General features: G+C 68.5%; 26 protein-coding genes. 7 read left to right on the forward strand and 19 right to left on the reverse strand.

The features are described from left to right. Positions 1–5: 5 nt before the first annotated feature. On the reverse strand, positions 6–467 hold the full coding sequence (locus PSV23_RS14475; RefSeq protein WP_300470243.1) for a hypothetical protein: 462 nt from the start codon (positions 465–467) through the stop codon (positions 6–8). Between the two features lie 132 nt (positions 468–599). On the opposite strand from PSV23_RS14475, the gene mmcB reads away from it, so the two are divergent. Continuing rightward, entirely contained in the window at positions 600–1,058 is a 459-nt protein-coding gene (mmcB, locus tag PSV23_RS14480) for a DNA repair putative endonuclease MmcB (RefSeq protein WP_300470245.1), read from the forward strand. On the opposite strand, the gene PSV23_RS14485 is transcribed toward mmcB, so the two are convergent. From PSV23_RS14485 to rph, 7 genes are all read right to left on the reverse strand, one after another. After that, a complete protein-coding gene (locus PSV23_RS14485; protein ID WP_300470247.1) occupies positions 1,043–1,513 on the reverse strand; it encodes a hypothetical protein in 471 nt (156 codons plus the stop codon). The two genes, mmcB and PSV23_RS14485, sit on opposite strands and share 16 nt — an antisense overlap. A 63-nt stretch (positions 1,514–1,576) precedes the next feature. Beyond that, positions 1,577–2,533 carry a magnesium transporter CorA family protein gene (locus tag PSV23_RS14490; RefSeq protein WP_300470249.1) on the reverse strand — a complete coding sequence of 319 codons (957 nt, stop codon included), beginning with the start codon at positions 2,531–2,533 and terminating at the stop codon, positions 1,577–1,579. Between the two features lie 27 nt (positions 2,534–2,560). Further along, positions 2,561–3,082: a CHAP domain-containing protein gene (locus PSV23_RS14495; protein WP_300470251.1), complete on the reverse strand. Its 522-nt coding sequence runs from the start codon at positions 3,080–3,082 to the stop codon at positions 2,561–2,563. Positions 3,083–3,120: 38 nt separating this feature from the next. Further along, positions 3,121–4,263: an acyltransferase gene (locus PSV23_RS14500; protein WP_300470253.1), complete on the reverse strand. Its 1,143-nt coding sequence runs from the start codon at positions 4,261–4,263 to the stop codon at positions 3,121–3,123. A 154-nt stretch (positions 4,264–4,417) separates the two neighbouring features. Further along, positions 4,418–5,197: a DUF3800 domain-containing protein gene (locus tag PSV23_RS14505; RefSeq protein WP_300470255.1), complete on the reverse strand. Its 780-nt coding sequence runs from the start codon at positions 5,195–5,197 to the stop codon at positions 4,418–4,420. Between the two features lie 3 nt (positions 5,198–5,200). Next, on the reverse strand, positions 5,201–5,569 hold the full coding sequence (locus PSV23_RS14510; protein WP_300470257.1) for a hypothetical protein: 369 nt from the start codon (positions 5,567–5,569) through the stop codon (positions 5,201–5,203). A 76-nt stretch (positions 5,570–5,645) separates the two neighbouring features. Beyond that, positions 5,646–6,362: a ribonuclease PH gene (gene rph / locus PSV23_RS14515; protein ID WP_300470259.1), complete on the reverse strand. Its 717-nt coding sequence runs from the start codon at positions 6,360–6,362 to the stop codon at positions 5,646–5,648. Between the two features lie 99 nt (positions 6,363–6,461). Between rph and hrcA the strand changes: the two genes are divergently transcribed. Next, on the forward strand, positions 6,462–7,520 hold the full coding sequence (hrcA, locus tag PSV23_RS14520; protein ID WP_300470472.1) for a heat-inducible transcriptional repressor HrcA: 1,059 nt from the start codon (positions 6,462–6,464) through the stop codon (positions 7,518–7,520). Positions 7,521–7,567: 47 nt separating this feature from the next. After that, positions 7,568–8,149 (forward strand): nucleotide exchange factor GrpE, encoded by a 582-nt coding sequence (gene grpE, locus PSV23_RS14525; RefSeq protein ID WP_370461089.1) that lies wholly within the window; start codon positions 7,568–7,570, stop codon positions 8,147–8,149. On the opposite strand, the gene PSV23_RS14530 is transcribed toward grpE, so the two are convergent. The 3 genes from PSV23_RS14530 to PSV23_RS14540 all read right to left on the reverse strand — a co-directional run bounded on the left by PSV23_RS14530 (position 8,146) and on the right by PSV23_RS14540 (position 10,236). Beyond that, positions 8,146–9,051, reverse strand: coding sequence for a dienelactone hydrolase family protein (locus PSV23_RS14530; RefSeq protein WP_300470263.1), 906 nt, complete (start codon positions 9,049–9,051; stop codon positions 8,146–8,148). The two genes, grpE and PSV23_RS14530, sit on opposite strands and share 4 nt — an antisense overlap. A gap of 74 nt (positions 9,052–9,125) precedes the next feature. Continuing rightward, a complete protein-coding gene (locus tag PSV23_RS14535) occupies positions 9,126–9,710 on the reverse strand; it encodes an alpha-ketoglutarate-dependent dioxygenase AlkB (RefSeq protein WP_300470265.1) in 585 nt (194 codons plus the stop codon). Between the two features lie 115 nt (positions 9,711–9,825). Further along, positions 9,826–10,236, reverse strand: coding sequence for a hypothetical protein (locus PSV23_RS14540; RefSeq protein ID WP_300470268.1), 411 nt, complete (start codon positions 10,234–10,236; stop codon positions 9,826–9,828). A gap of 282 nt (positions 10,237–10,518) precedes the next feature. Between PSV23_RS14540 and dnaK the strand changes: the two genes are divergently transcribed. The 3 genes from dnaK (at position 10,519) to dapB (ending at position 14,626) form a co-directional block, all read left to right on the forward strand. Next, on the forward strand, positions 10,519–12,456 hold the full coding sequence (gene dnaK, locus PSV23_RS14545) for a molecular chaperone DnaK (protein ID WP_300470474.1): 1,938 nt from the start codon (positions 10,519–10,521) through the stop codon (positions 12,454–12,456). A 169-nt stretch (positions 12,457–12,625) separates the two neighbouring features. Further along, positions 12,626–13,807 carry a molecular chaperone DnaJ gene (dnaJ, locus tag PSV23_RS14550; RefSeq protein WP_300470270.1) on the forward strand — a complete coding sequence of 394 codons (1,182 nt, stop codon included), beginning with the start codon at positions 12,626–12,628 and terminating at the stop codon, positions 13,805–13,807. 69 nt (positions 13,808–13,876) lie between these two features. Beyond that, entirely contained in the window at positions 13,877–14,626 is a 750-nt protein-coding gene (dapB, locus tag PSV23_RS14555; protein WP_300470273.1) for a 4-hydroxy-tetrahydrodipicolinate reductase, read from the forward strand. A gap of 144 nt (positions 14,627–14,770) precedes the next feature. Here the strand turns inward: dapB and PSV23_RS14560 are convergent, their stop codons facing one another. From PSV23_RS14560 to coaBC, 3 genes are all read right to left on the reverse strand, one after another. Then, a complete protein-coding gene (locus PSV23_RS14560) occupies positions 14,771–15,136 on the reverse strand; it encodes a hypothetical protein (protein ID WP_300470275.1) in 366 nt (121 codons plus the stop codon). Between the two features lie 72 nt (positions 15,137–15,208). Beyond that, positions 15,209–15,658 (reverse strand): dUTP diphosphatase, encoded by a 450-nt coding sequence (gene dut, locus PSV23_RS14565; protein ID WP_300470277.1) that lies wholly within the window; start codon positions 15,656–15,658, stop codon positions 15,209–15,211. 12 nt (positions 15,659–15,670) lie between these two features. Continuing rightward, positions 15,671–16,897 carry a bifunctional phosphopantothenoylcysteine decarboxylase/phosphopantothenate--cysteine ligase CoaBC gene (coaBC, locus tag PSV23_RS14570; protein WP_300470476.1) on the reverse strand — a complete coding sequence of 409 codons (1,227 nt, stop codon included), beginning with the start codon at positions 16,895–16,897 and terminating at the stop codon, positions 15,671–15,673. A gap of 123 nt (positions 16,898–17,020) precedes the next feature. Here coaBC and PSV23_RS14575 point away from each other — a divergent pair, with 123 nt between their 5' ends. Then, on the forward strand, positions 17,021–17,539 hold the full coding sequence (locus PSV23_RS14575; protein ID WP_300470279.1) for an S-type pyocin family protein: 519 nt from the start codon (positions 17,021–17,023) through the stop codon (positions 17,537–17,539). 22 nt (positions 17,540–17,561) lie between these two features. Here the strand turns inward: PSV23_RS14575 and PSV23_RS14580 are convergent, their stop codons facing one another. The 5 genes from PSV23_RS14580 to miaB form a co-directional block, all read right to left on the reverse strand. Next, a complete protein-coding gene (locus PSV23_RS14580; RefSeq protein ID WP_300470281.1) occupies positions 17,562–17,978 on the reverse strand; it encodes a helix-turn-helix domain-containing protein in 417 nt (138 codons plus the stop codon). Between the two features lie 168 nt (positions 17,979–18,146). Then, positions 18,147–19,769: an apolipoprotein N-acyltransferase gene (lnt, locus tag PSV23_RS14585; protein ID WP_300470283.1), complete on the reverse strand. Its 1,623-nt coding sequence runs from the start codon at positions 19,767–19,769 to the stop codon at positions 18,147–18,149. Beyond that, on the reverse strand, positions 19,744–20,205 hold the full coding sequence (gene ybeY / locus PSV23_RS14590; RefSeq protein WP_300470285.1) for an rRNA maturation RNase YbeY: 462 nt from the start codon (positions 20,203–20,205) through the stop codon (positions 19,744–19,746). Before ybeY ends, lnt begins: the two co-directional genes overlap by 26 nt. Then, positions 20,202–21,197, reverse strand: a complete 996-nt coding sequence (locus tag PSV23_RS14595) for a PhoH family protein (protein WP_300470288.1) — start codon at positions 21,195–21,197, stop codon at positions 20,202–20,204. The genes ybeY and PSV23_RS14595 overlap by 4 nt, the downstream gene beginning before the upstream one ends. Beyond that, positions 21,187–22,731 (reverse strand): tRNA (N6-isopentenyl adenosine(37)-C2)-methylthiotransferase MiaB, encoded by a 1,545-nt coding sequence (gene miaB, locus PSV23_RS14600; RefSeq protein ID WP_300470290.1) that lies wholly within the window; start codon positions 22,729–22,731, stop codon positions 21,187–21,189. Before miaB ends, PSV23_RS14595 begins: the two co-directional genes overlap by 11 nt.

Raw genomic sequence — 22,731 nt, forward strand, 5'->3', positions numbered from 1 at the left:
GGGGCCTACCGGAGACCCGTCGACCAACCCTTTCGAATCGTGAGGGAGACCAGCGCGGCGGCGATTACGATCATGGCCAGACCCGTCTCGCGGGGATGCATGTCCGTCCAGCTCGGATAAAAACCGTCGCGCCGTTCGGCTATTGTGGTCGCCAACAGGCAGATCAATCCGACGTTAAGAAACATCACGGCGGCGGCGATCAGCGCGGTCGTGCCGCCGGCGCGGGCTCCGCCTTGCAGACCGATCAGCCCCGCTACGGCCACGGCGGGAAGGCCGAAGATCGGCAGGTAGAACTGCCAGGCAATGTCCGCCGAGGCGCCTCCCTGCATCCCCCATTCAAATGCCCGGAACAGCCATTGGATCAGGCAGGAAACGAGGACGATCGCCGCAGCCGCGGACGCGGCGACGGGATGCAGCCGCCATGTTTCACTGTCGGCGTTCCGGAGGTTGTTCGGCGCTCGGCGCATTGGGACTCGTTGCAAAGCCAAGGATCGGACGCAATGGCTCCCTGAGTCGATCACAGAACTCCATCAGGAGCGAGGCGCGTAGTGACATACGCCCTGGCTTGAAACCGGAACACAAGCGGAACATAAAGCGGGATGCCCGCGGAACTCCTGCAGATCGACCTCGTCTTCAGCCGCCCCGAGACGACCCTGTCGGTCACGCGCGGCGCGGCGCGGCTGATGGTGGATCTGGGCTATGCGCCGCTGCTGGAGGTGGGCCTGCCCAATGGCCGGCGGGCCGACGTCATGGCCATCGGGCCGCGCGGCGACATCGTCATCTGCGAGGTCAAGTCGGGGCTCGACGACTATCGCGTCGACCGCAAATGGGGCGAATACGGACCCTTCTGCGACGCCTTCTATTTCGCCGTGGCGCCCGAGTTTCCGTCCGACATCCTGCCCGACCACCCGGGCCTGATCGTCGCCGACGGCTTCGGCGGGGCGGTGGTGCGCGACGCGCCGCTGGCCCCCCTGGCGCCGGCGCGCCGCAAGGCCCTGACTATCGCCTTCGCCCGGCTGGGGGCCATGCGGACGCTGCGCGACTACGCCGCCGGCTGAGTCTCCACCACCGGCCCGCTCTCGCCTGCGGACATGATGGCCGCCGCTGAGGCGGCGCAGCCGCTCAGACTGGTCTCGCCGATCCTGACCATGGCCGTCAGCGGATAGGTGCGGTCGCTCATTCCGTCCGAGCATTCGGTGGCGACGAGGGTGATGCTGAACGCCGTTCCGGCCGCCGTCTTCGACTCCCACGTCGCCGTGGTGCCCTGCACGACCGGCCGGGGCTGGGTCGCGCGGTGCTCGGGCGGCTCGGGGCTCGTATAGACCAGCTCCGTCCCGGTCAGCTCGACGCTCCAGAAAGGCTCGGTCCCCAGCGCCCGCAAAGGCTTGGTCAGATCAACGCCCGCCAGCGTCGGCGCCGGTTCGGCGGCCGGCGGCGCGGCCTCGGGCTCTCCGCCCTGTGAACAGGCCGACAGGGCAAGGACGGATGCGGCGGCGAGGGCGATCAGACGCATGGGGGGTCTCCGGAATCTGCGCGCAAAAAGCGCGGCGCGGACGTCGCGGTCAAGTCCGGGGCGTCAGAGCCAGCCCTTCCGCTTGAACCATGCCAGCGGCAGCATGACCGACACCACCATGGCCGTCAGGGCGGCGGGATAGCCCCAGGGCTTGGACAATTCGGGCATGAAGTCGAAATTCATGCCGTAGATCGAGGCGATCAGGGTCGGCGGCAGCAGGGCGACCGCGGCCACCGAGAAGATCTTGATGATCGACGACTGCTCGATGTTGATCAGGCCCAGCGCCGCCGACAGCTGGAAATTGATCGAGGCGGCGATCGTGTGATTGTGCGCCGACAGGCTCTCGGCGTCCCGCGACAGGGAGCGCAGATGGGCGCGGGCCTCGCCCTTGCTCATCCGCTCGTCGATGCCGACGAAGGCGAAGATGCGCGTCAGCCCGGCCAGGCTCTGCTCGATGCGGGCGTTGGTCATCTGCGCCCGGCCCAGTTTGGTGATCAGCTTTCCGAACCCGACCGTCCTGCCGCCCGAGAAGACGTGGCCGGCGATGCCTTCAACCCGAACCACCGTTCCGGACAGGATGTCGGAGGCCCGGTCGATCACCGTCTCCATCAGATGCAGGAAGATATCCGTCCCCGTGGCGCAAAGCCGGGGCTCCCGATGCAGCTTTTCGACCATCAGGGCGAAGGGCTTGGGATCGACGTAGCGGATGGTCACCAGCGGCCCGTCGGTGACCACGAAGGTCACGGGTTCAACGCCCGGAATCTCCTCGTCGCCGTGGGTGATGATGTCGGCGGTGGCGTAGGTGGCGCCGTTCTCGCGATAGACCCGGCTGGACGCCTCCAGCTCGGCCATTTCCTCGCGCGTGGGAACCGACAGGCCGAGCGCCTTCTCGACGGCGGCCTCTTCCTCGATGTTCGGCTTGACCAGGTCGATCCAGACCGCGTCGGGCGGCAGCACCCAGTTCGAAAGCTCGACGGGCGGTTCACAGGCCGAACGGCCGGCGCAATAGACACGGATCATGCGGGAAACCCGCGGCCGGCGATCAGGTCAGGGCTGACCCGAGGAGGCGTCCGCCGAGGCCATGAGCACGCCCTCGACGGTCTGGGCCGGGGCTTTGTAGATGAAACCGTAGGTCGGATAGACGGAGGTGCCCAGATCATGGATCGGGTTGTACCAGACCTTGACCGCGCTCCAATCACCCGAGGGCGAAACGTCGACCACGGTGACGTTTTCCTCGACCCGGCCGCGGCTGCCGCCCCAGTTGGCGTGGGTCACGCGGATCACCCGGTCGGTCAGGATGTCGGAGACGACGGCGACGTGACCCCGGCTCATCCGGCCGCTGGGCTGGAAGGCCAGCACGGCGCCGGTCTCGGGACGGCCGCCGGTGCGGAACTTGCCCTGGGCCTGCCGCCACCACGTCAGGGCGTCGCCGAAGATGTTGATGCCCGAAAACATGCGGGCGAAGGTCACGCACTGCCAGTACGGCTCATCGGCCTTCGCAACGGGCGCATAGCCCAGCGCAGAAAATCCGAGGGTCGCCGCAACCGCGGCGGCTGTGAGCCGTTTCATCATGCTGGCGTGTGTCCCCGACGTCCGATGACCAAGCCTTAGACGATAGTTTTCGTGGGTTGAAGAACCCTTTCAGGCGAATCCGTGTGCGGTTTTGTCGCACTTCGTCGCGCCCGACGCTGATCGGCCAGACCCCTCAAAGCCTTGCGGGCCGGGCGTTCGACCAGGTGATAGGTCGCCATCGCCGTGACCGGAATGGCCGCGACCACGACCAGCCACACAATGATGTGAAATCGCTTGTCGTCGGCCCCGGTCACCCGCGCCGCGACATTGGTCATGACCAGCAGCACCGGCGCGCAGACCATGTAGATCGAATAGCTGATCTCCCCCAGATAGACCGCCGCCTTCGACCCCATCAGGCCCGCGCGGGCGTTGTCCAGCGAACCGAGGCCGAGAATCAGCCCACCCGCCAGCAACACGGTCACGGGGTCCCACAGGCCCAGCGATGCGCTGACGATCAGGCCGAGACCGCTGATCAGGGCGACCGGTCCGGCGTACGGGACCGGCGCGCGGCGATAGACCAGGTACAGGGCACAGCCGAGGGCGAAACAGGGCACGATCCTGAGCGCGCCCCAGCGGAACGTCGCCTCGGTCAGGGAGAAGCCGGCCAGCGGCTGGAAGATCGCGTAGATCGCCAGCGCCAGCGCGACCGCTCCCGCCACGGCCACGAACGGGCGATCCCGCAGTCGCCAGGCGACGAGGGCGTAGAGCGGGAAGGTCAGATAGGCGAACCATTCGGCCGAGATCGACCAGGACGGATGGTTGAAGGCCGAGATCGGGGCCAGACCCCAGGCGTGGGTCATGGTCAGGTGGGCCGGCAGGGCGCGCCAGTCGGTCAGGCTGCCGTCGATGCTCAGACCCGCCGCCGTGCCGGCGACCCCCAGGGCGACCATGCCGAACAGGGTGACCAGATGCAGCGGATAGACCCGCGCGATCCGCGCCCACAGGAAGCCGCCGTAGGAATACCGCTTCCGGCCCGCCGCCTCGAGATAGACGTGGCTGAGGATGAAGCCCGACAGGACGAAGAAGACCTCGACGCCCAGATATCCCCTGGTCACGGCCACAGGGACCCAACCCACATCCAGATGCGGCCACGCCGTATAGAGCACCACCCAGAGGGCGGCGAGAAAGCGGAGGCCGGTAAGGGCGCGCAGGTCGGGAGGGGTCTGAACAGGCGTCATGGCCAGCGAAGGTAGGCTCCTGTGGTCTAAGAACCATTAAACCGCAGGCAGGGCTGAGTTGTTTGTTTACGGTTGCCGGCCTATATATGGCGCGTCAGCCGGGTGTGGATTTGCGTCAGCGAGTCCCAGCTTCGGCCCCGGTTGGCACCTCATTTCATGGCCAAATCTTGCTGCCAATCCCCGGGATGAGCGCGATCTTGTTCTTGATTTCCAGGACCGTTTGTTCAGAGCGGGATAAATTCGCAGCAAGCCAGACAGGGTAGCTTTCGCGAGGCTGTGGCAATGCGAGAAACGTTTCTATCTTACGTCTACCTATCCGATACCCCTTCAGCGTGAAGTAGGTCAGCATATCTACTGCTTGAATGATGCGGTTGTTGTGTGACTGCACAAAGTGGACGGAGTCGATGATCGACTGAACCTTCACGCTCTTGTATCCCCAAGTCGTGGCGAACTCTTTGAAGATAGCAAAGTCGTCAATTAGATTTTGGCTCACTTCGTGGTTTTCGTCCGCAACAAGAAGCCCTAGTGCGCCCTTCCTCTGCAGATAGGGCTCGAGATTCTCGACGAGAAATTGAAACGCGATACGGTGGGGATGGGCATTGGCAAACGACCGCAGCTTATCGACTCCGAAGTAGCTGAAACTGTCCGAATGTCGCGAAACGGCATCCACGATCTCGCCAATGGTGTCGATCCGGACTTGGGGCGCGACCCCCTTTGCCCATCCTGAGCCGCCGTACAAATCGGCTGCATGAAGCTCAAATCCCGGACGCCTACAAAGTAGGGGAAAGCGCCGGTTCACGACTTCGGCCAGTGCATCCTCGAGTGGCCGAACCTGCGAATCTTCAACCAGCAGACAACCGATCAAATGAATCGGTTGATCGGGATCAGGTCGGGCGCCGGTGTTCCCGGATTCATCAAGATAAGCGAGGAACAAACGCTAAGCCGCGCATTCCGCTGGCCTGGCCTCGCCCGGCGCATACATCTCGCAGGAGCGATCGATCTCGCCCTGGATCATGGCGCAGGGATTGGCGGCGTTGCAGGGCGGATGGGTCGCGGGGCTGACGGCGATGCAGCGCTGGACCAGCCGGGCGGAGGCGTCGGCGCCGACCTCCGCCAGACAGGAGCCCGGCTCGCCGGTGGCGGCGGTCTGGTCCGGGACCTCTTCCTGCGGCGGCGCGTCGGCCGGCATTTCGGGCGGCGCGGCGTCCACCGCGGCGGGTTCGCCTTCGGCCGTCGTCGAGGCGGGCTGCTGGCAACCGCCGATCAGAAGGGCGATGGTCGCAAGGGCGAGAACGGTCCGGCGCATCAGGCTCTCCGATCAGTCGCGAGAAGGGTCACCTTAGGCATGGTTCGCGCCCCCGCGAAAGCCCGCCGGGCCGGGCTTATCGGCCCAGGGCGGCCCGCTGCATGGCGAACAGGTCGGCGCAGCCGCCCTCGGCCAGCTGGAACAGCCGGTCGAACTCGGCGCGGGTGAAGCCGCGCTTCTCGCCCGTGGCCTGGATCTCGACGATGGTCCCCGAGCCGGTCAGGACGAAGTTGGAATCGGCCTCGGCGGTGGAATCCTCCTCATAGTCGAGGTCCAGCACCGGCTGATCGCTGCACACGCCGCAGCTGATGGCCGCGACCTGGTCGAGGATGGGATCGGTCTTCAGCACGCCCTCGGCGCGCAGATAGTCGAACGCGCTCGCCATGGCGACCCAGGCCCCGGTGATGGCCGCCGTGCGCGTGCCGCCGTCCGCCTGGATGACGTCGCAGTCCAGCACCACCTGGCGCTCGCCCAGCAGCTTCAGATCGACCACGGCGCGCAGCGAGCGGCCGATCAGCCGCTGGATCTCCTGCGTCCGGCCCGTCTGTTTGCCGCTGGCGGCCTCGCGCCGGCCGCGGGTGTGGGTGGCGCGGGGCAGCATGCCGTATTCCGCCGTGACCCAGCCCGACCCCTTGTTGCGCATCCAGCCGGGGACGTTCTCTTCCACCGACGCCGTCACCAGAACCTTCGTGTGTCCGAAGGTGACCAGGCAGGAGCCCTCGGCGTAGCGGTTCACGCCGGTCTCCAGCGTGACGGCGCGGAGTTGTTCGGGCGTGCGTTCGGACGGGCGCATTGCGGTATTCCTTGGAAGCGGCGGCTGGGGTGCTTATCCTGAAACCGTGACCCTGTCCCCCGTGAAGACATGAAGCCCCCCCTGCTGACCTCGACGGCAATGGAGACGGGCAGCCTGACCGGCCTGGATCAGCGCGCCCGCGACATCTTCCGCCGCATCGTCGAGACCTATCTGGAGACCGGCGACCCGGTCGGCTCGCGCACCCTGTCGATGACCGGGGTCGCCCTGTCGCCCGCCTCGATCCGCAACACCATGCAGGACCTGACCATGGCGGGGCTGCTGGGCGCGCCCCACACCTCGGCGGGCCGGATCCCCACCCACGCCGGCCTGCGCCTGTTCGTCGACGGCCTGCTGGAGATCGGCGACATCGGCGCGGACGAACGGCGCGAGATCGATGCCCGCCTCGCTGGCCGCGGCCGCAGCTTCGAGGAGGCGCTGAACGAGGCCTCCAGCCTGCTGTCCGGCCTCGCCGGCGGGGCCAGCATCGTCGCCAGCCCGATCCGCGAGGCCGGGGTCAAGCACGTCGAATTCGTCGCTCTCGGCCACGACCAGGCCCTGGCCGTTCTGGTCGGCGACGACGGCTCGGTCGAGAACCGCCTGATGCCGCTGAAGGCCGGGGTCACCCCCTCGACCCTGACCGAGGCGTCCAACTTCCTCAACGCCCGCCTCAAGGGCCGACCCCTGCACGAGGCGCGCACCGAGATGCGCACCGAACTGGACGCCGCCCGCCGCGAGCTCAACGCCGCCGCCGCCCGCCTGGTCGAGGACGGCATGGCCGCCTGGTCGGGCGGGGCCGAGCGGGAACGGTCCCTGATCGTGCGCGGCCGCGCCAATCTGCTGCACGACCGCGAGACGGCCGAGGATCTGGACAAGGTCCGCATCCTGTTCGACGACCTGGAGCAGAAGGAGCAGCTGATCGGCCTGCTGGACGGAGTGTCCTCGGCCCAGGGCGTGCGCATCTTCATCGGGGCGGAAACGCGGTTGTTCTCACTTTCGGGTTCCGCCGTGATCGCGGCGCCCTATATGACGGGCCGACAGCGGGTCCTGGGCGCCATCGGCGTGATCGGACCCGCGCGACTGAACTATGCCCGCATCATACCGTTGGTGGACTACACCGCCCGGGTGCTGGGGCGAATGCTGGACGGACAAGAGCCTTGAGCGACACACACGACGACTTCCCCCACTCCGAAGAGCTGGCCGCCGACATCGCGGAGGCCGGGGCCAACGCCGAGGCCGGCCTTGACGACGGCCTGGGCCCCATCGACGCCCTGATCGCCGAGCGCGACCAGTGGAAGGACCGCGCCCTGCGCGCCGTCGCCGAGGCCGAGAACACGAAAAAGCGGGCCGAGACCCAGTCCAACGACGCCCGCGCCTACGCCATCCAGCGCTTCGCCCGCGACCTGCTGGGCGTGGCCGACAATCTCGAGCGCGCCCTTGCGGCCGCGCCCAGGGACGCCGACGCCGGCGAGGCGGGTCTGGTCACGGGTCTGGAGCTGACCCAGAAGTCGCTGCTGTCGGCCTTCGAGGCCAACAATCTGAAACGCGTCGCCCCCGAGCCGGGCGAGGCCTTCGATCCCCACCTCCATCAGGCCATGATGGAACAGCCGTCCGACACCGTTCAGGGCGGTCAGGTGATCCAGACGCTTCAGGCCGGCTACGCCCTGTTCGGCCGCACCGTGCGACCGGCCATGGTCGTCGTCGCCGCCAAGGGCTCCGGGGCCGCGGCCGGAAACGCCGCCTATGTCGCGGCCGGCGCGACCGGCGGCAATTTCGACGGGAAAGCCTAGGCTTTCAGCCGGGCCTCGAACAGGGCCAGCAGCTTGCCCCACCCATCGGCCGCGTCCGTCGCGCGGTAGCTGTCGCGATAGTCGGCGTGGAAGCCGTGCGGCGCGGCCGGATAGACGTCGATCCGGCTGTCCGTCTGGCCCGCCCGCTGCAGGGCCGCGCGCATGGTCTCGACGCTGGGCAGGGGAATGCCCCGGTCCGCCTCGCCGTACAAGCCCAGCACGGGCGCCTTGAGATCGGCGGCCAGATCGACCGGCCACGGCTGGCCGGCGGCGATCTGTTCGGGGGTGGCGTTGGCCGCCGGCGCCAGGCGGCCGTACCAGGCCACGCCGGCGTCGATCGCGGCGAAGCGCGCCGCCGCCTGCCACACCACCTTGCCGCCCCAGCAGAAGCCGGTGATCCCGACCTTGTCGGTATTGGCCCAAAGCTGCGAACTGGCCCAGTCGAGGGTCGCGGCGATATCGCCCATGACCTGCTCATAGCCCGCCGCGGCCACGATCTGCTGGATGCGCGTCATGTCCGACAGCGGCGCCGGATCCTCGACCCGTACGAAAAAGGCCGGGGCGATGGCCGCGTAGCCGGCTTTCGCCAGCCGGCGGCAGACGTCGCGGATATATTCGTGGACGCCGAAGATCTCCGACACCACCACCACTACCGGGAAGGGACCGTCGCCGGTCGGGCGGGCTATGTACGCCGGCAGGCCGAAGCCGTCGGGCGCCGGACAGGTCGTCTGCTCGATGGTCAGGCCGTCGTCGCCCGTGGTGATCGGCGCCGCCTGACGCGCCAGCGCCGCGGGGGCGTAGCCGGCGAAGGCCAGTCCGCCGACGACCCCGGTCGCCAGGGCGCGGCGGCTGAAGCGGAAATCATCGGCCTCCGGGCCCTCGGGGCGGATCAGGTCGGTCATCGGCGGCCTCCGGCTTGAAGAGGTCGGACCTTGGCCCGGAGCCCGCGGGCCGTCCATTCACGATTGCTGTGAAGCTACGAGGCCCTGCGCAGGGTCAGATTGATGCGCCCGCCGCCGGGAACGAGGCTCGACGAGCCGGCGATCACCCGGTCGATCCCGTGCCGCGCCAGCCGCGCCGGACCGGTCAGGGCGCAGACGTCGCCCGACGCCAGCCGGATCGATTTCGTCGGCCCGCCGCCCGCCGCCCCGATCCGGAACACCGCCGCGTCGCCCAGCGACACCGACAGCACCGGCGCCGTCATGTCCGCCTCGTCCCGGTCCTGATGCAGACCCATCTTCGCCCCGTCGCGGTACAGATTGACCAGACAGGCGTCCGGCGACGCCGCCCCCGTCAGCTCCCGCCAGAGGTCCAGCAACAAGCCCGGAATCGGCGGCCAGGCCGCACCCGTCACCGGATGCGTCGCCTGATACCGGTAGCCCGCCCGGTCCGACACCCAGCCCAGCGGCCCCAGACTGGTCATCCGCACCGAGAACGGTCGCCCGCCCGGCGTCACGGGCCGGTAAAAGGGCGCCTGCGCCTCGGCCGCCAGCACCTCGGCCAGCAGGCCGCCCTGTTCGGACGCGGAAAGGGCTCCCGGCCAGAACCGGAAGCCCTCCATTCCCGTAGCGATCTCAGGGCGCGCGCTGCTCATCCTGACAAGGTAGCCACGCACGGCCCGGCCTCAAGTAGCCCAAAGGGCGACAGGCCCCACGAACAGGCTGGGCGCTCCGCGATCAGCGCGTGTAATAATAATCCGCGATCTCGCAGACGTTGATGTTGTTGCGGATCAGGCTCTGGCCGTTGGTGAAATCGGCCTTGAAGTCGAACAGGCAGGCGCCGGTGCCGTCGTCGATGTTCATCACGATGCTGGCGTTGTTGGCCAGGACGTCGTCGCCCAGGATGTCTTCCTCCCAGTCGCTCCGGCTCGTGTTCGACGCATAGAAACGCAGCATGACCCAGCCGGTATTGTTGTGGATGCGGACGCGGCGGTTGCGGCCGTCGCGCGATTGCACCGGCGCGGAGGCGGCGGCGGGCGTGACGACGGCGGCCCGTTCGGGGGCGGCCACGGTGACGGCGGCGGCCGCGGTCGACGCCAGAGCCGCGAGAATCAGGGCGGCGCGGGCGATGGTCTTGTGAATGTTCATTTCGGTTTCTCCCCGGAGACCAGCCCCCCTCAGGCCGGTTAAGGCCCCATTTACTACACCAATGTTCGTCGAAATCATCCCTTCTGATGCAAGATCGAATCTTCGCTCCAGGGCGTTTGGGACTTGCGGGCGGGGGGGTGTTTCCCATATCGGCCACAACCGTCCTAAAACCCCGCAACGCGTGGGGCTTTGTGGCCGTAACCGTACCAATCGACCTCAAGACCCTGACACCGGGGGCGGTCACGCGCGGCGCTTCGCTTTAAAAGGCCGCCGCACCGCCCGCTGAAATGGAGTGAAAGACCACACATGGCCAAGATCATCGGCATCGACCTGGGCACGACGAACTCGTGCGTCGCCGTCATGGACGGCAAGAACCCCAAGGTCATCGAGAACGCCGAGGGCAACCGCACCACGCCCTCCGTCATCGCCATCCAGGAGGGCGGCGAAACGCTCGTCGGCCAGCCCGCGCGCCGTCAGGCCGTGACCAATCCGACCAACACCTTCTTCGCCATCAAGCGCCTGATCGGCCGCTCGTTCGACGACCCCGTGGTCGCCAAGGACAAGAAGATGGTCCCCTACGAGATCGTCAAGGGCCCGACCGGCGACGCCTGGGTGCGCGCCAACGGCAAGGACTATTCACCCCAGCAGATCTCGGCCTTCACCCTCGGCAAGATGAAGGAGGCCGCTGAGGCCTACCTCGGCGAGACCGTGACCCAGGCCGTCATCACCGTGCCGGCCTATTTCAACGACGCCCAGCGTCAGGCGACCAAGGACGCCGGCAAGATCGCCGGCCTCGAGGTCCTGCGCATCATCAACGAGCCGACTGCGGCGGCCCTGGCCTATGGCCTGGACAAGAACGACGGCCAGAAGATCGCCGTCTACGACCTCGGCGGCGGCACCTTTGACGTCTCGATCCTCGAGATCGGCGATGGCGTCTTCGAGGTGAAGTCGACCAACGGCGACACCTTCCTGGGCGGCGAGGACTTCGACCTGCGCCTGGTCGACTACCTGGCCGACGAGTTCAAGAAGGAGCAGGGCGTCGACCTGCGCTCCGACAAACTGGCCCTGCAGCGCCTCAAGGAAGAGGCCGAAAAGGCCAAGAAGGAGCTCAGCTCCACGACCCAGTACGAGGTCAATCTGCCGTTCATCACCATGAACGCCTCGGGCCCGCTGCACCTCAACATCAAGCTGTCGCGCGCCAAGCTGGAGGCCCTCGTCGACGACCTGGTCCAGCGCACCATCGAACCCTGCGCCAAGGCGCTGAAGGACGCGGGCCTCAAGGCCTCGGACATCGACGAAGTGGTGCTGGTCGGCGGCATGACCCGCATGCCGATGGTCCAGGAAGCCGTGAAGAAATTCTTCGGCAAGGAGCCGCACAAGGGCGTCAACCCCGATGAAGTCGTGGCGCTGGGCGCGGCCGTTCAGGCCGGCGTGCTGCAGGGCGACGTCAAGGACGTGCTGCTGCTTGACGTGACCCCGCTGACGCTGGGCATCGAAACCCTCGGCGGGGTCTTCACTCCGCTGATCGAACGCAACACGACGATCCCGACCAAGAAGAGCCAGGTCTTCTCGACCGCCGACGACAACCAGTCGGCCGTGACGATCCGGGTCTTCCAGGGCGAGCGTCCGATGGCCGCCGACAACAAGGTGCTGGGTCAGTTCGACCTGATGGGCATTCCCCCCGCGCCGCGCGGCATGCCGCAGATCGAGGTCGCCTTCGACATTGACGCCAACGGCATCGTTCACGTGACCGCCAAGGACAAGGCGACCAACAAGGAACAGTCGATCCGCATCCAGGCCAACGGCGGCCTCTCGGACGCCGACATCGACAAGATGGTCAAGGAAGCCGAGGCCAACGCCGCGGCCGACAAGGCCAAGAAGGAAATGGTCGAGGCGGTCAACGCCGCCGACAGCCTGATCCACTCGACCGAAAAGGCCATGGCCGAACACGGCGACAAGGTCGGGGCCGAAGAGAAGACCGCGATCGAGACTGCCCTGGCCGAACTGAAGACGGCCAAAGAGGGTACGGATCCGGAAGATATCCGGACGAAGACCAACACCCTGGTCCAGGCCTCGATGAAGCTGGGCGAGGCCATGTACGCCTCGCAACAGGGCGCCGGCGACGACGCCTCGGCTGAAGCCCCCGCCGACGACGGCGTGGTCGACGCCGAGTTCGAGGAAGTCTCGCCTGACGGCGACGACGAGAAGAAGAGCGCGTAGGCCACACCGGCTCCGCATTCACCCCGGCCCCGCCTGTCTGATGACGGGCGGGGCCGTTTCATGAACTTGCATCATTTTCCCGGGCGCCCATGTCAGCCCGGTCAGCCGTTTCGGTCATTCGCCCGCCAAGAGGCGAGACCGTCGGCACGGGTAAGAGGACGAACGCCTGATGGCGACGCGTGACTATTACGAGGTTCTCGAGGTCGAACGGACCATCGACGCCGCCGGCCTGAAATCGGCCTATCGCAAGCTGGCCATGAAGCACCACCCGGACAAGAACGGCGGGTGCGAGGACGCCATGGCGCGTTTCAAGGAAATTTCCGAAGCCTATTCGATCCTGTCGGACGACCAGAAGCGCGCCGCCTACGACCGCTTCGGCCACGCCGGAGTCAACGGCGGCGGCGGCGGGTTCGGCGGCCAGGGCCAGGGCTTCACCGACGTCAACGACATCTTCTCCCAGGTCTTCGGCGAGGCGTTCGGCGACGTCTTCGGCGGCCGTCAGGGTGGCGGAGCCCGCCAGCATGGCCCCCGCCGCGGCTCCGACCTGCGCTACGACCTCGAGATCACGCTGGAGCAGGCCTACAAGGGCGCCGACGTGGAGATCGCCGTTCCCACCACCGCGGCCTGCGACACCTGCGAAGGCACGGGCGCCAAGGCCGGCACCAAGCCGACCACCTGCACCACCTGCCAGGGCGCCGGCCGGGTCCGGTCAGCCAACGGCTTCTTCCAGGTCGAGCGCACCTGCCCCCGCTGCGGCGGCCAGGGCCAGATGATCGCCGAGCCCTGCACCAGCTGCGCCGGCCACGGCCAGGTGCGCAAGAACCGCAAGCTGCAGCTCAAGGTCCCCGCCGGCGTCGACGACGGTTCGCGCATCCGCCTGTCGGGCGAGGGCGACGCCGGCATGCGGGGCGGTCCGCGTGGCGACCTGTACGTCTTCCTGTCGGTGACGCCGCATGAACTGTTCGAGCGCGACAACCTCGACCTGCTGGTCACCGTCCCCGTGCCCATGACCACGGCGGCCCTGGGCGGCGAGATCGACGCCCCCTGCCTGACATCCGAAGCCTGCGACGGCCGCTGCCGCGCGCCCGTCAGCGTCCCCGCCGGCTCCCAGACCGGCAAGACGGTGCGCATCAAGGGCAAGGGCATGCCGCATCTGAACGGCAAGAACCGCGGCGATCTGGTGGTCGAGCTGTTCGTCGAGACTCCGACCGACCTGACGGCGCACCAGAAGGAGCTGCTGCAGGAACTGGCCGCCTCGCTGGGCGAGAGCCAGACCCCGCGCAACTCGTCCTTCGCCGGCAAGGCCAAGCGCTTCTGGGCCGACATCCTGGGCTCGGAAGCGCCGCAGTAGGTCGGGCGTCCCGGGATGACGGCGCTCGCGAATGCCGCCACTATGTCCGTGAACTGACAGGGGTCTGAGTTGAGCGTCATTTTCCACGCCGGCATCTCCGGCGCCCGTGGCCGCATGGGCCGGGCTGTCTCAAGCGTTCTGGACGCCCGCGACGACGTGGTTGTCGCCGCCCGGTTCGACCGCGGCGAGACGCCGGACCTGTCGCTGTGCGACGTCATCATCGACTTCTCGACGCCCGAGGCCTCGGTCGAACTGGCCCGGGCCTGCGCCGAACGGGGGGGTCCGGCCCTGGTCATCGGCTCGACCGGCCTGACGCCCGAGCAGGAGACCGACATCCACAAGGCGTCGGAAAGGATCGCCATCGTCCGCAGCGGTAATTTCTCGCTGGGGGTCAACATCCTGATCGGTCTGGTCGAACATGCCGCCCAGCGTCTTGACCCGCGCGACTGGGACATCGAAGTGCTGGAGACCCATCACCGCAAGAAGGCCGACGCCCCGTCGGGCACCGCCCTGATGCTGGGCGAGGCGGCCGCCAACGGGCGCGGCGAGGATCTGGCCGACGTCCGCACCCCTCCCTATGACGGTATCACCGGCGAGCGCGAACCCGGCAAAATCGGCTTCGCCTCCCTGCGCGCCGGCGGCGTCATCGGCGAACACACGGTCCTGTTCGCCTCCGAGGACGAGACCCTGACGCTCAGCCACTCGGCCATCGACCGCTCGCTGTTCGCGCGCGGCGCCGTCGCCGCCGCCGCCTGGGTCCGCGGCCGCAAGCCGGGCCTCTACGACATGCAGGACGTTCTCGGTTTTCGCCAGGCCTGACGGCCTCCCTGGGGCGCTACCGCTCCCGACGCGGTCGGTCGCTGCTTGAGCGCAAGCATGCGCGAAGCGCCAGGCCGCGTCGGGTCGGGAGGTCCCGAAGGGCCGACGACCGCGGCCCACCAAAGATGCTGAGGCCCTTGGGCCTCAATGCGCGTGACGGCTGCGGCCGTGACCGCGTCCGACGAACAGCGACTTGATGAAGAAGAAGACCGCGATGACGATCGCATAGCCCAGGAACAGGGCCAGCACGGTCATCCAGAAGGTCAGGCTCAGCAGGTTCGGCAGGACCATGGCTCCGCCGTCCAGCATGGGCCGCAGCACACCGATCAGGATGTGCACGAGGGCCGCGCCCAGCGCCGTCGCCCACAGGCGGCTCCAGGCAGGCATCATCAGGGCCGCGATCACGGCGATCAGCAGGCCCATGATCTGGTTGACGCTGTCGAACCCGCCCTGGGCGAGGCCGAAGATGCTGGTCAGAAACGCGCCGATCGAATCGAACAGGGACTCCATACGCCAACCTCCTGGATACGGCCGAGCTTGGCCGGAAGCAGGGTTAACGCGCCCCGGGACGAATGGCTCCGCTTAACGTCCGGTCGAGCCGAAACCGCCCGCGCCGCGCGCCGTTTCGTCCAGCGCCGCGACCTCCGTCATCTCCGCTTGGGCGTACGAAGCGATGACAAGCTGGGCGATGCGCTCGCCGCGGCGGATCACGAACGGCTCTTGGCCGTGGTTGATCAGGATCACCCCCACCTCGCCGCGATAGTCGCTGTCGATGGTGCCGGGTGAATTCAGGCAGGTGATCCCGTGCTTGAGCGCCAGACCGGACCGGGGCCGCACCTGGGCCTCATAGCCGGGCTCCAGCGCGATTTTCAGGCCCGTGGGCGCCAGAACCCGCGCCCCCGGCGTCAGCGTGAGGGGCGCGTCCTCCGGCACCGCCGCCCGCAGGTCCATTCCGGCCGACCCGGCGGTCTCATAGGCGGGCAGGGGCAGGCCTTCGGCATGGGGCAGGCGTTCGACGCGGACGGTGGTCATGCGAAAGAGCTCTCAGGCTTTGAAATGATCGGCGATTCTGGCGGCCAGCTTCCTCGCCACCTCGGTCTTGGACTGGCGCGGCCAGCTTTCCGCCGAGCCGTCGCGGGTGAACAGGGTCACGCTGTTGCCGTCCGACCCGAAGACGTCGTCGGACACGTCATTGCCGACGATCCAGTCACAGCCCTTGCGCGACAGCTTGGCCCGGGCGTTGACCTCCAGATCGGTCGTCTCGGCCGCGAAGCCGACGACCAGTTTCGGGCGCCGCTTTCCGGGGGCTGACACGCTGGCCAGAATGTCGGGGTTCTCGATCAGGGCCAGCGAGGGCGGCCCGCCGGGCGCCTTCTTGATCTTGCCCGAGGCCACGCCGTCGACGCGCCAGTCGGCCACGGCGGCGCTCATCACCGCGATGTCGGCAGGCAGCGCCGCCTCGACCGCATCCTTCATCTCGCGCGCGGTCTCGACCTGGATGCGCTCGACCCCGACCGGCGACGGCAGGGCCACCGGCCCCGACACCAGCGTCACACGCGCGCCCAGTTGCGCCAGGGCCTCGGCGATGGCGTAGCCCTGCTTGCCGCTGGAGCGGTTGGTCAGGCCCCGCACCGGATCGATCGGCTCGAACGTGGGACCGGCCGTCACCACCGCTCTCCGCCCCGCCAGCGGGCGGCCGTCGGGCCCGGCCAGCAGGCCCTCTATCGCCTGCAGGATCGCTTCCGGCTCGGCCATCCGGCCCGGGCCGAACTCGCCGCAGGCCATCTCGCCCTCGTCCGGCCCGACCACGGCGACACCGTGGAAGCCGTCGAAGCTCTTCAGCCGCGCCATGTTCGCCTGCACCGCCGGATGCAGCCACATCCGAACATTCATCGCCGGGGCCAGCAGCACCCGCTTGTCGGTCGCCAGCAGCGTGGTCGAGGCCAGATCGTCCGCCAGTCCGTTGGCCGCCTTGGCGATCAGCCCCGCCGTCGCCGGCGCGACCACGACAAGGTCAGCCCAGCGCGACAGTTCGATATGGCCCATGGCCGTCTCGTCTCCGGGCATGAACAGGGCCTGGCGCACCGGATGGCCGGTCAGGGCGGCCAGCGACATTGGGGTCACGAACTGGGCGCCGGCCGGAGTCAGCAGGCTCATCACCTCGGCCCCGGCCTTCTTCAGCAGGCGCGTCAGCACCAGCGCCTTGTAGGCGGCGATGCCGCCGCCGACGATCAGCAGGATCTTGCGTCCGGACAGGGCGGCGGTGGTCATGCCGGTCATCTAGCCATCCCGGCGCCCGACGTCGAGGGAACGGCGCGCAAAACGGAACATTGCACGAACACAAGACCTGTGGTTATGGTGAAGCTCCAGTGTTTCAACCATGGGAGGATTGCGATGGTGTCGAGATTCCGGATCGGGGGCGCGGCGCTCCTCCTGCTGGCCGCGTCGGCCTGCGGCAATGGCGGCTCGGCTGTCGAGACGCGCGACCGCGCCGCGGGCGGCGGAGACGCGACCCTGACCGCCGCGCCGGATGCTCCGGCCCGGGCGGCCCGCGGAGAACCCGCAGCGGCACAGGCGAAACCGGTGCTGACGGCCAACCGGCGCGAGACGGTCGACGCCAAGATCACACGGCTGTTCGAGCGCAACGGCGCGGATTTCGGCGCCCGGACCCCGCGGGACTATCTGGCGAAAATCGAGGCCTTCACCAGCCGGCCGCCGGCGGGCACGGACCGGGTCGAACGGCCGAATGGCGATGTGCTGCTGTATCAGGCCTCGACCAACACCTTCGCTGTCGTGTCGCGCGACGGCGTGCCCAAGACCATGTTCAAGCCGCGCGAGGGCTCGGTCTACTGGGTCGAGCAAAAGGAGCGCGCACCCGCGTTCGGCCAGCGGCGGGCGCCGGCGGCTCGATAGGCGGACGTTGGACCGACCAGGGTCAGGCCTCGTCCGTTTCCTTGCGGTCGGCCATGTCGCGGATCAGTTCCAGCGCCAGTTTCTGCTGCCGGCTGGACAATTGGGGCGCCAGGCGGCCGATCTCGATGGTGTAGCGCGTGGCCGGGAAATCGTGCTCGTACGCCGCGCCGCCCTCGGCCATGCCCGCCGCCTGGGCGCCGTTCAGACCCTCGAAGAAATAGCCGATATCAACCTTGAAGAAACGGGCGATATCCCAGAGCTTGGAGGCCGAAATCCGGTTGGCCCCTTTCTCGTATTTCTGGATTTGCTGGAAGGTCAGACCCAGGGCGCGCCCGAGGTCACTCTGGTTGTAGCCGAGCGCCAACCGTTTCTCGCAAACGCGCCGGCCGACATGCCGGTCCACGGGATGAGGGCCGTCTTCGCCCTTGCCTCTCGCCATCGTTACTCGTCCTTCGGTTGGTACCGTCGAGCCTGAATGCGCCCGGCAATGGCCGCTGTCATCAAAAAATGCAAAAACCCCGCCGCCACGCCCAGCCCTGGTTGAGTAACGGGTTCCAGGCCTCGCGTGACGCGCGAAACTCCCCTGAAAGGGGAATTCGCACCGGCGTCAGGCGTGCAACTGGCGGCGGCGCAGCCGGCTCCACGGCGCCGCCAGGGCCAGTCCGGCCAGGACTGCCAGCCAGAACGGCAGGTCTCCGAACCGCCCATACGGGGTCACCCCCACCGGTTGCGGCAGCCGCGCATCGATGACCCCGCTCTCGCCCGGCTCCAGCCGCTGGTCGCCGACCACCCGGCCCCAGGGATCAATCATGGCCGAAACGCCGGTCGGCGTGGACCGGACCACCGGCAGGCCCGTCTCGATGGCGCGGTAGCTGGCCAGGTTCAGATGCTGCAGGGGCCCGGAGGTGCGGCCGAACCAGGCGTCGTTCGAGATGTTGACGATCCAGCCCGGCCGCCCGGCCCCGCCCGGGGTGAAGCCCGGATACAGGCTCTCGTAGCAGATCAGCGGCTGGGCCCTCGGCGCGCCGGGAATGTCGATCGGCGAGGGCAGCGGGCCGGGGCTGAAGTCGGTCGGCATATGCGTCAGGCTGCGCACGCCCAGCGCTCCCATCAGCCCGCCCGCCGGCAGGTATTCACCAAACGGCACCAGCCGGTATTTGTCATAGGTGGCGGTGATGCGAAGACCGCCGGCGCCCTCGTCCGTCAACACGAACAGGCTGTTGTAGTAGCGCCCGCCCTCGGGCGCCGCCGGGTCGGGCACGCCCCGGCCCAGGCCCATGATCAGGCTCTGGCCCGGCTGCACCGCCCGGGCGATCGCCTCGGCGTCGGGCGAGCCCGGGGCGAACACCTGGTTGGCCGAGGCCGGCAGCGCCCCTTCGGGCCAGATGATCAGGTCCGGCGTAACCGCGCCCGGACGGGCGGTCAGATTGACGTAGCGGTCCACGATTCCGCGGTAGGCCTCGGGCGACCATTTCGATTCCTGGGGCACGTCCGCCTGGACGATCCGGACCACGGTGTCGGTCAGCTCCAGCCGCGCCTGCGACAGCCGCATCGCCCCGCCCACCGCCAGCGCGCCCAGCGCCGCCGCCCCCAGAACCGCCGCGCCGATCCGCGCCTTGCGCGATCCCGCGCCCGCCAACGGGCCGAAGGCGGCCGCGCCGGCCACCGTGACGAGGCCCAGACCATAGACGCCCGCCACCGCGGCGAACTGCGACACCGCCGAGCCGGCCTTCCAGCTGGCCCCGGCCGGATTCCACGGGAAGCCGGTCAACACATGGCCGCGCAGCCACTCCAGCAAGCAGAACAGGGCGGCGAAGACCAGCACCCGCCGGACCCCGTCGGGCATGAGGCGCCGATAGAGGGCCGTCGCCGTCCCCCAGAACAGGCCCAGGCCGATCGGCAGCAGGCTGGCCGCGAACGGCGCCATCCACGCCTGGGCCGGATTGACCAGGAAGGCCTCGGCCACCCACCAGCAGCTGATGAAGAAATAGGCGAAGCCGGCCAGCCAGCCCATCCAGAAGGCGCCGCGCGCCCCGGCTGACCGTTCGGCCAGGAACATCAGCAGGGCGTAGCCCAGCAGGCCGGGCAGGACGCCGAACGGCGGATGCGCCAGCGCCGCCGCCGCCCCGGCCGCCAGCGCCAGGCCGATGCGGCCGAAGCGCAGGATCAGCCGCGCGCGCGGTCCGTCCCTGAGGCCGTCGTTTTCAGGCTTCGCCGTTGAGTGAGTCATCGCGCCTGTATGGGTCGGCGACGCCCAGGCTGGCAAGAATGGATCGCTCCTCGCCCTCCATCGTCTCCGCCTCGGCCTCGGCCTCATGGTCGCGGCCCAGCAGGTGCAGGACGCCATGCACCGTCAGATGACTCAGATGGTCGGCCAGGGTCTTGCCCTGCGCCTCCGCCTCGGCCGCGCAGACACCGTAAGCCAGCACCAGATCGCCCAGATGCGGTGCGGCGCTCCCGGCCGCCGGGAAGGACAGCACATTGGTCGGCCGGTCCCTGTCGCGGAACCGGGCGTTCAGGTCGCGCACAGCCGCGTCGTCCGTCAGCAACACGACGACGTCGCCCTCGACGCGACCCAGGGCCGCCGTCGCCGCCCGCTCCGCCACGGCTGCGGCCTCGGGCAGGGCGGCGGTCCAGGCCGCGTCCTCGATCTCGACCTCGATCACGAGTCGGGGTCCTCGAGATCGGCGGCGGGACGGCGGCTGGCGGCGTCGGCGTCATAGGCGCGCACGATCCGCTCGACCATGGCGTGGCGCACCACGTCCTGGGCTTCGAACCGCTGCACCCCGACCCCCTTCACGTCCTCGAGGATGCGCAGGGCGTGCTTCAGACCCGAGTCGCGCGGGTTCAGCAGATCGACCTGCGACGGGTCGCCCGTCACCACCATCCGCGCGCCCTCGCCCAGCCGGGTCAGGACCATCTTCATCTGCAGCCGCGACGTGTTCTGCGCCTCGTCGACGATGATGTAGGCGTGGGCCAGGGTCCGGCCGCGCATGAAGGCGATCGGGGCGGCCTCGATCTCGCCCTTGTCGCGCCGGCGGCGCACGTCCTCGGGACCGAGGATGTCGTTCAGCGCCTCCCAGATGGGGGCCAGATAGGGATCGACCTTCTCGTTCAGGTCGCCCGGCAGGAAGCCCAGCTTCTCGCCGGCCTCGACGGCCGGTCGGGTGATGACCAGCCGGTCCACCTGCCCCCGTCGCAACAGGGACGCGCCATAGGCCGCCGCCAGGAAGGTCTTTCCCGTGCCCGCCGGGCCGACGCCGAACGTCAGTTCGCAACGCGACAGCAGGGACAGATAGTTGGCCTGGGCCGCCGTCTTGGGCGCGATCGCCCCGCGCCGTCCGACCGGCAGGGCGATGGCGTCGGGCGCCACGCTCCCCTGCCCCGCCCGCGGCTGGGTCGCCGCGGCGCCCAGCGCCGTGCGCACGTCGGCCTCGGTGATCTCGGCGCCCGTCTCGGCGCGGCTGGCCAGGGTCTCGATGACCCGCTTGGCCTGCGACCGGTCGCGGGCCGAACCATTGATCGACACCCCTCCGCCGGGCGTCTCGACCAGAACCTTGAAACGGTCCTCGATCAGGGCCAGGTGCCGGCTGCCGGGACCGATGACGGCGTGCAGGGCCTCATCGCCCAACGCCAGAAACTCACTCTCACGCGCCATGCACACTCCCAAGGCCGTCATCCTCGGGCTTGACCCGAGGATCAGATGTCGTGCGTCCTGTTGAGGAAAGCGAGGCGCCCATCGCGGGCCAACCCGACACATCCAGATGCGGATCGTCTGATCCTCGGGTCAAGCCCGAGGATGACGGAACTGGGGTCAGGAGGCGGCCGGCCAAGGAGTTCTGTTGTCCCTTCAGGATCTCGACAGGAACGATCCGGCCGATCAGATGATCCGCGTCGTCGACGTGAACCGATTGCAGCCACGGCGAACGCCCTATCGCCTGCGCCCCGTGACGCCCCTTCTTCTCGAACAGGACATCGAACGTCCGCCCCGCCTTGTCCACATTGAACGCCAGCTGCTGTTCCGCCAGCAGGGCCTGCAGGGCATGCAGCCGTTCGCGCGACACGTCGTCGGGAACCTGACCGGCCATGGTCGCGGCCGGCGTGCCCGGGCGTGGCGAATACATGAAGGCGAAGGCGGACGCGTACCTGACCCTGCGGACGAGATCCATCGTCTCCTCGAAGTCCCGATCCGTCTCGCCCGGGAAGCCGACGATGAAGTCGCCCGCTATGGCGGTGTCGGCCCGGCTGTCGCGGATGCGGCCGATCAGCTCGAGATATTTCGCCCGCCCGTGCTTGCGGTTCATCAGCCGCAGGATCCGGTCCGATCCCGCCTGCACCGGCAGATGCAGCCACGGCATCAGGGCGTCCAGCTCGCCGTGCGCCGCGATCAGCTCATCCGACATGTCATTGGGATGGCTGGTCGTATAGCGGATGCGGTCGATGCCGGGGATCCCGGCCAGGGCCCAGGCCAGCCGCGCCAGGGTCGACGGTTTCCCGTCCGCCCCCTCGCCGTCATAGGCGTTGACGTTCTGACCCAGCAGGGTGACCTCGCGCACCCCCCGGGCCGCCAGCTCACGCGCCTCGGCCAGCACCGCCGCCAGCGGCCGCGACCATTCGGCGCCGCGCGTATACGGCACGACGCAGAAGGTGCAGAATTTGTCGCATCCCTCCTGCACCGTCAGGAAGGCGGTCGGCCCGCTGACGCCCCGGGCTGACGGCAGGGCGTCGAACTTGTCGACGGGGGCGAAGTCGGCCCCGATCCGCTCGCCCCGCGCCCGCGCCGTGCGGGTCAGAAGCTCCGGCAGCTGATGATAGGCCTGTGGTCCCACCACGATGTCCACCGCCGGCTGACGGCGCATGATCTCCTCGCCCTCCGCCTGGGCGACGCAGCCGGCCACGGCGATGATCATTCCCGGCTGGCCGGCGGCCAGGCGGATGTCCCGCATCTCGCGCAGCTTGCCCAGTTCGGAATAGACCTTCTCGGCCGCCTTCTCGCGGATATGGCAGGTGTTGAGAATGACGAAATCCGCGCCTTCGGCCGTGTCCGTCGTGGCATAGCCCAGCGGCCGCAGCACATCGGCCATGCGCTCGGAGTCATAGACGTTCATCTGGCAGCCGTAGGTCTTGATGAACAGGCGCTTCGGCGCGGCCTGTCCGTCCGACGCCGCGGGCGGGACGAGGGTCTCGGTCAT

This window comes from Brevundimonas sp., from assembly GCF_029946145.1.
GTDB lineage: Bacteria > Pseudomonadota > Alphaproteobacteria > Caulobacterales > Caulobacteraceae > Brevundimonas.

Excerpts from the sequence above, each read along its gene's own strand:
- PSV23_RS14485 (WP_300470247.1), bottom strand. The coding sequence starts at position 1,513 with ATGCGTCTGATCGCCCTCGCCGCCGCATCCGTCCTTGCCCTGTCGGCC.
- PSV23_RS14540 (WP_300470268.1), bottom strand. The coding sequence starts at position 10,236 with ATGAACATTCACAAGACCATCGCCCGCGCCGCCCTGATTCTCGCGGCT.
- miaB (WP_300470290.1), bottom strand. The coding sequence starts at position 22,731 with ATGACCGAGACCCTCGTCCCGCCCGCGGCGTCGGACGGACAGGCCGCG.
- PSV23_RS14535 (WP_300470265.1), bottom strand. The coding sequence starts at position 9,710 with ATGGAGGGCTTCCGGTTCTGGCCGGGAGCCCTTTCCGCGTCCGAACAG.
- mmcB (WP_300470245.1), top strand. The coding sequence starts at position 600 with ATGCCCGCGGAACTCCTGCAGATCGACCTCGTCTTCAGCCGCCCCGAG.
- rph (WP_300470259.1), bottom strand. The coding sequence starts at position 6,362 with ATGCGCCCGTCCGAACGCACGCCCGAACAACTCCGCGCCGTCACGCTG.
- PSV23_RS14510 (WP_300470257.1), bottom strand. The coding sequence starts at position 5,569 with ATGCGCCGGACCGTTCTCGCCCTTGCGACCATCGCCCTTCTGATCGGC.
- hrcA (WP_300470472.1), top strand. The coding sequence starts at position 6,462 with ATGGAGACGGGCAGCCTGACCGGCCTGGATCAGCGCGCCCGCGACATC.
- PSV23_RS14575 (WP_300470279.1), top strand. The coding sequence starts at position 17,021 with ATGGTGTCGAGATTCCGGATCGGGGGCGCGGCGCTCCTCCTGCTGGCC.
- PSV23_RS14580 (WP_300470281.1), bottom strand. The coding sequence starts at position 17,978 with ATGGCGAGAGGCAAGGGCGAAGACGGCCCTCATCCCGTGGACCGGCAT.
- PSV23_RS14530 (WP_300470263.1), bottom strand. The coding sequence starts at position 9,051 with ATGACCGACCTGATCCGCCCCGAGGGCCCGGAGGCCGATGATTTCCGC.
- dut (WP_300470277.1), bottom strand. The coding sequence starts at position 15,658 with ATGACCACCGTCCGCGTCGAACGCCTGCCCCATGCCGAAGGCCTGCCC.
- PSV23_RS14595 (WP_300470288.1), bottom strand. The coding sequence starts at position 21,197 with ATGGCGCGTGAGAGTGAGTTTCTGGCGTTGGGCGATGAGGCCCTGCAC.
- PSV23_RS14560 (WP_300470275.1), bottom strand. The coding sequence starts at position 15,136 with ATGGAGTCCCTGTTCGATTCGATCGGCGCGTTTCTGACCAGCATCTTC.
- dnaJ (WP_300470270.1), top strand. The coding sequence starts at position 12,626 with ATGGCGACGCGTGACTATTACGAGGTTCTCGAGGTCGAACGGACCATC.
- PSV23_RS14475 (WP_300470243.1), bottom strand. The coding sequence starts at position 467 with ATGCGCCGAGCGCCGAACAACCTCCGGAACGCCGACAGTGAAACATGG.
- lnt (WP_300470283.1), bottom strand. The coding sequence starts at position 19,769 with ATGACTCACTCAACGGCGAAGCCTGAAAACGACGGCCTCAGGGACGGA.
- PSV23_RS14495 (WP_300470251.1), bottom strand. The coding sequence starts at position 3,082 with ATGAAACGGCTCACAGCCGCCGCGGTTGCGGCGACCCTCGGATTTTCT.
- coaBC (WP_300470476.1), bottom strand. The coding sequence starts at position 16,897 with ATGACCACCGCCGCCCTGTCCGGACGCAAGATCCTGCTGATCGTCGGC.
- PSV23_RS14500 (WP_300470253.1), bottom strand. The coding sequence starts at position 4,263 with ATGACGCCTGTTCAGACCCCTCCCGACCTGCGCGCCCTTACCGGCCTC.
- PSV23_RS14490 (WP_300470249.1), bottom strand. The coding sequence starts at position 2,533 with ATGATCCGTGTCTATTGCGCCGGCCGTTCGGCCTGTGAACCGCCCGTC.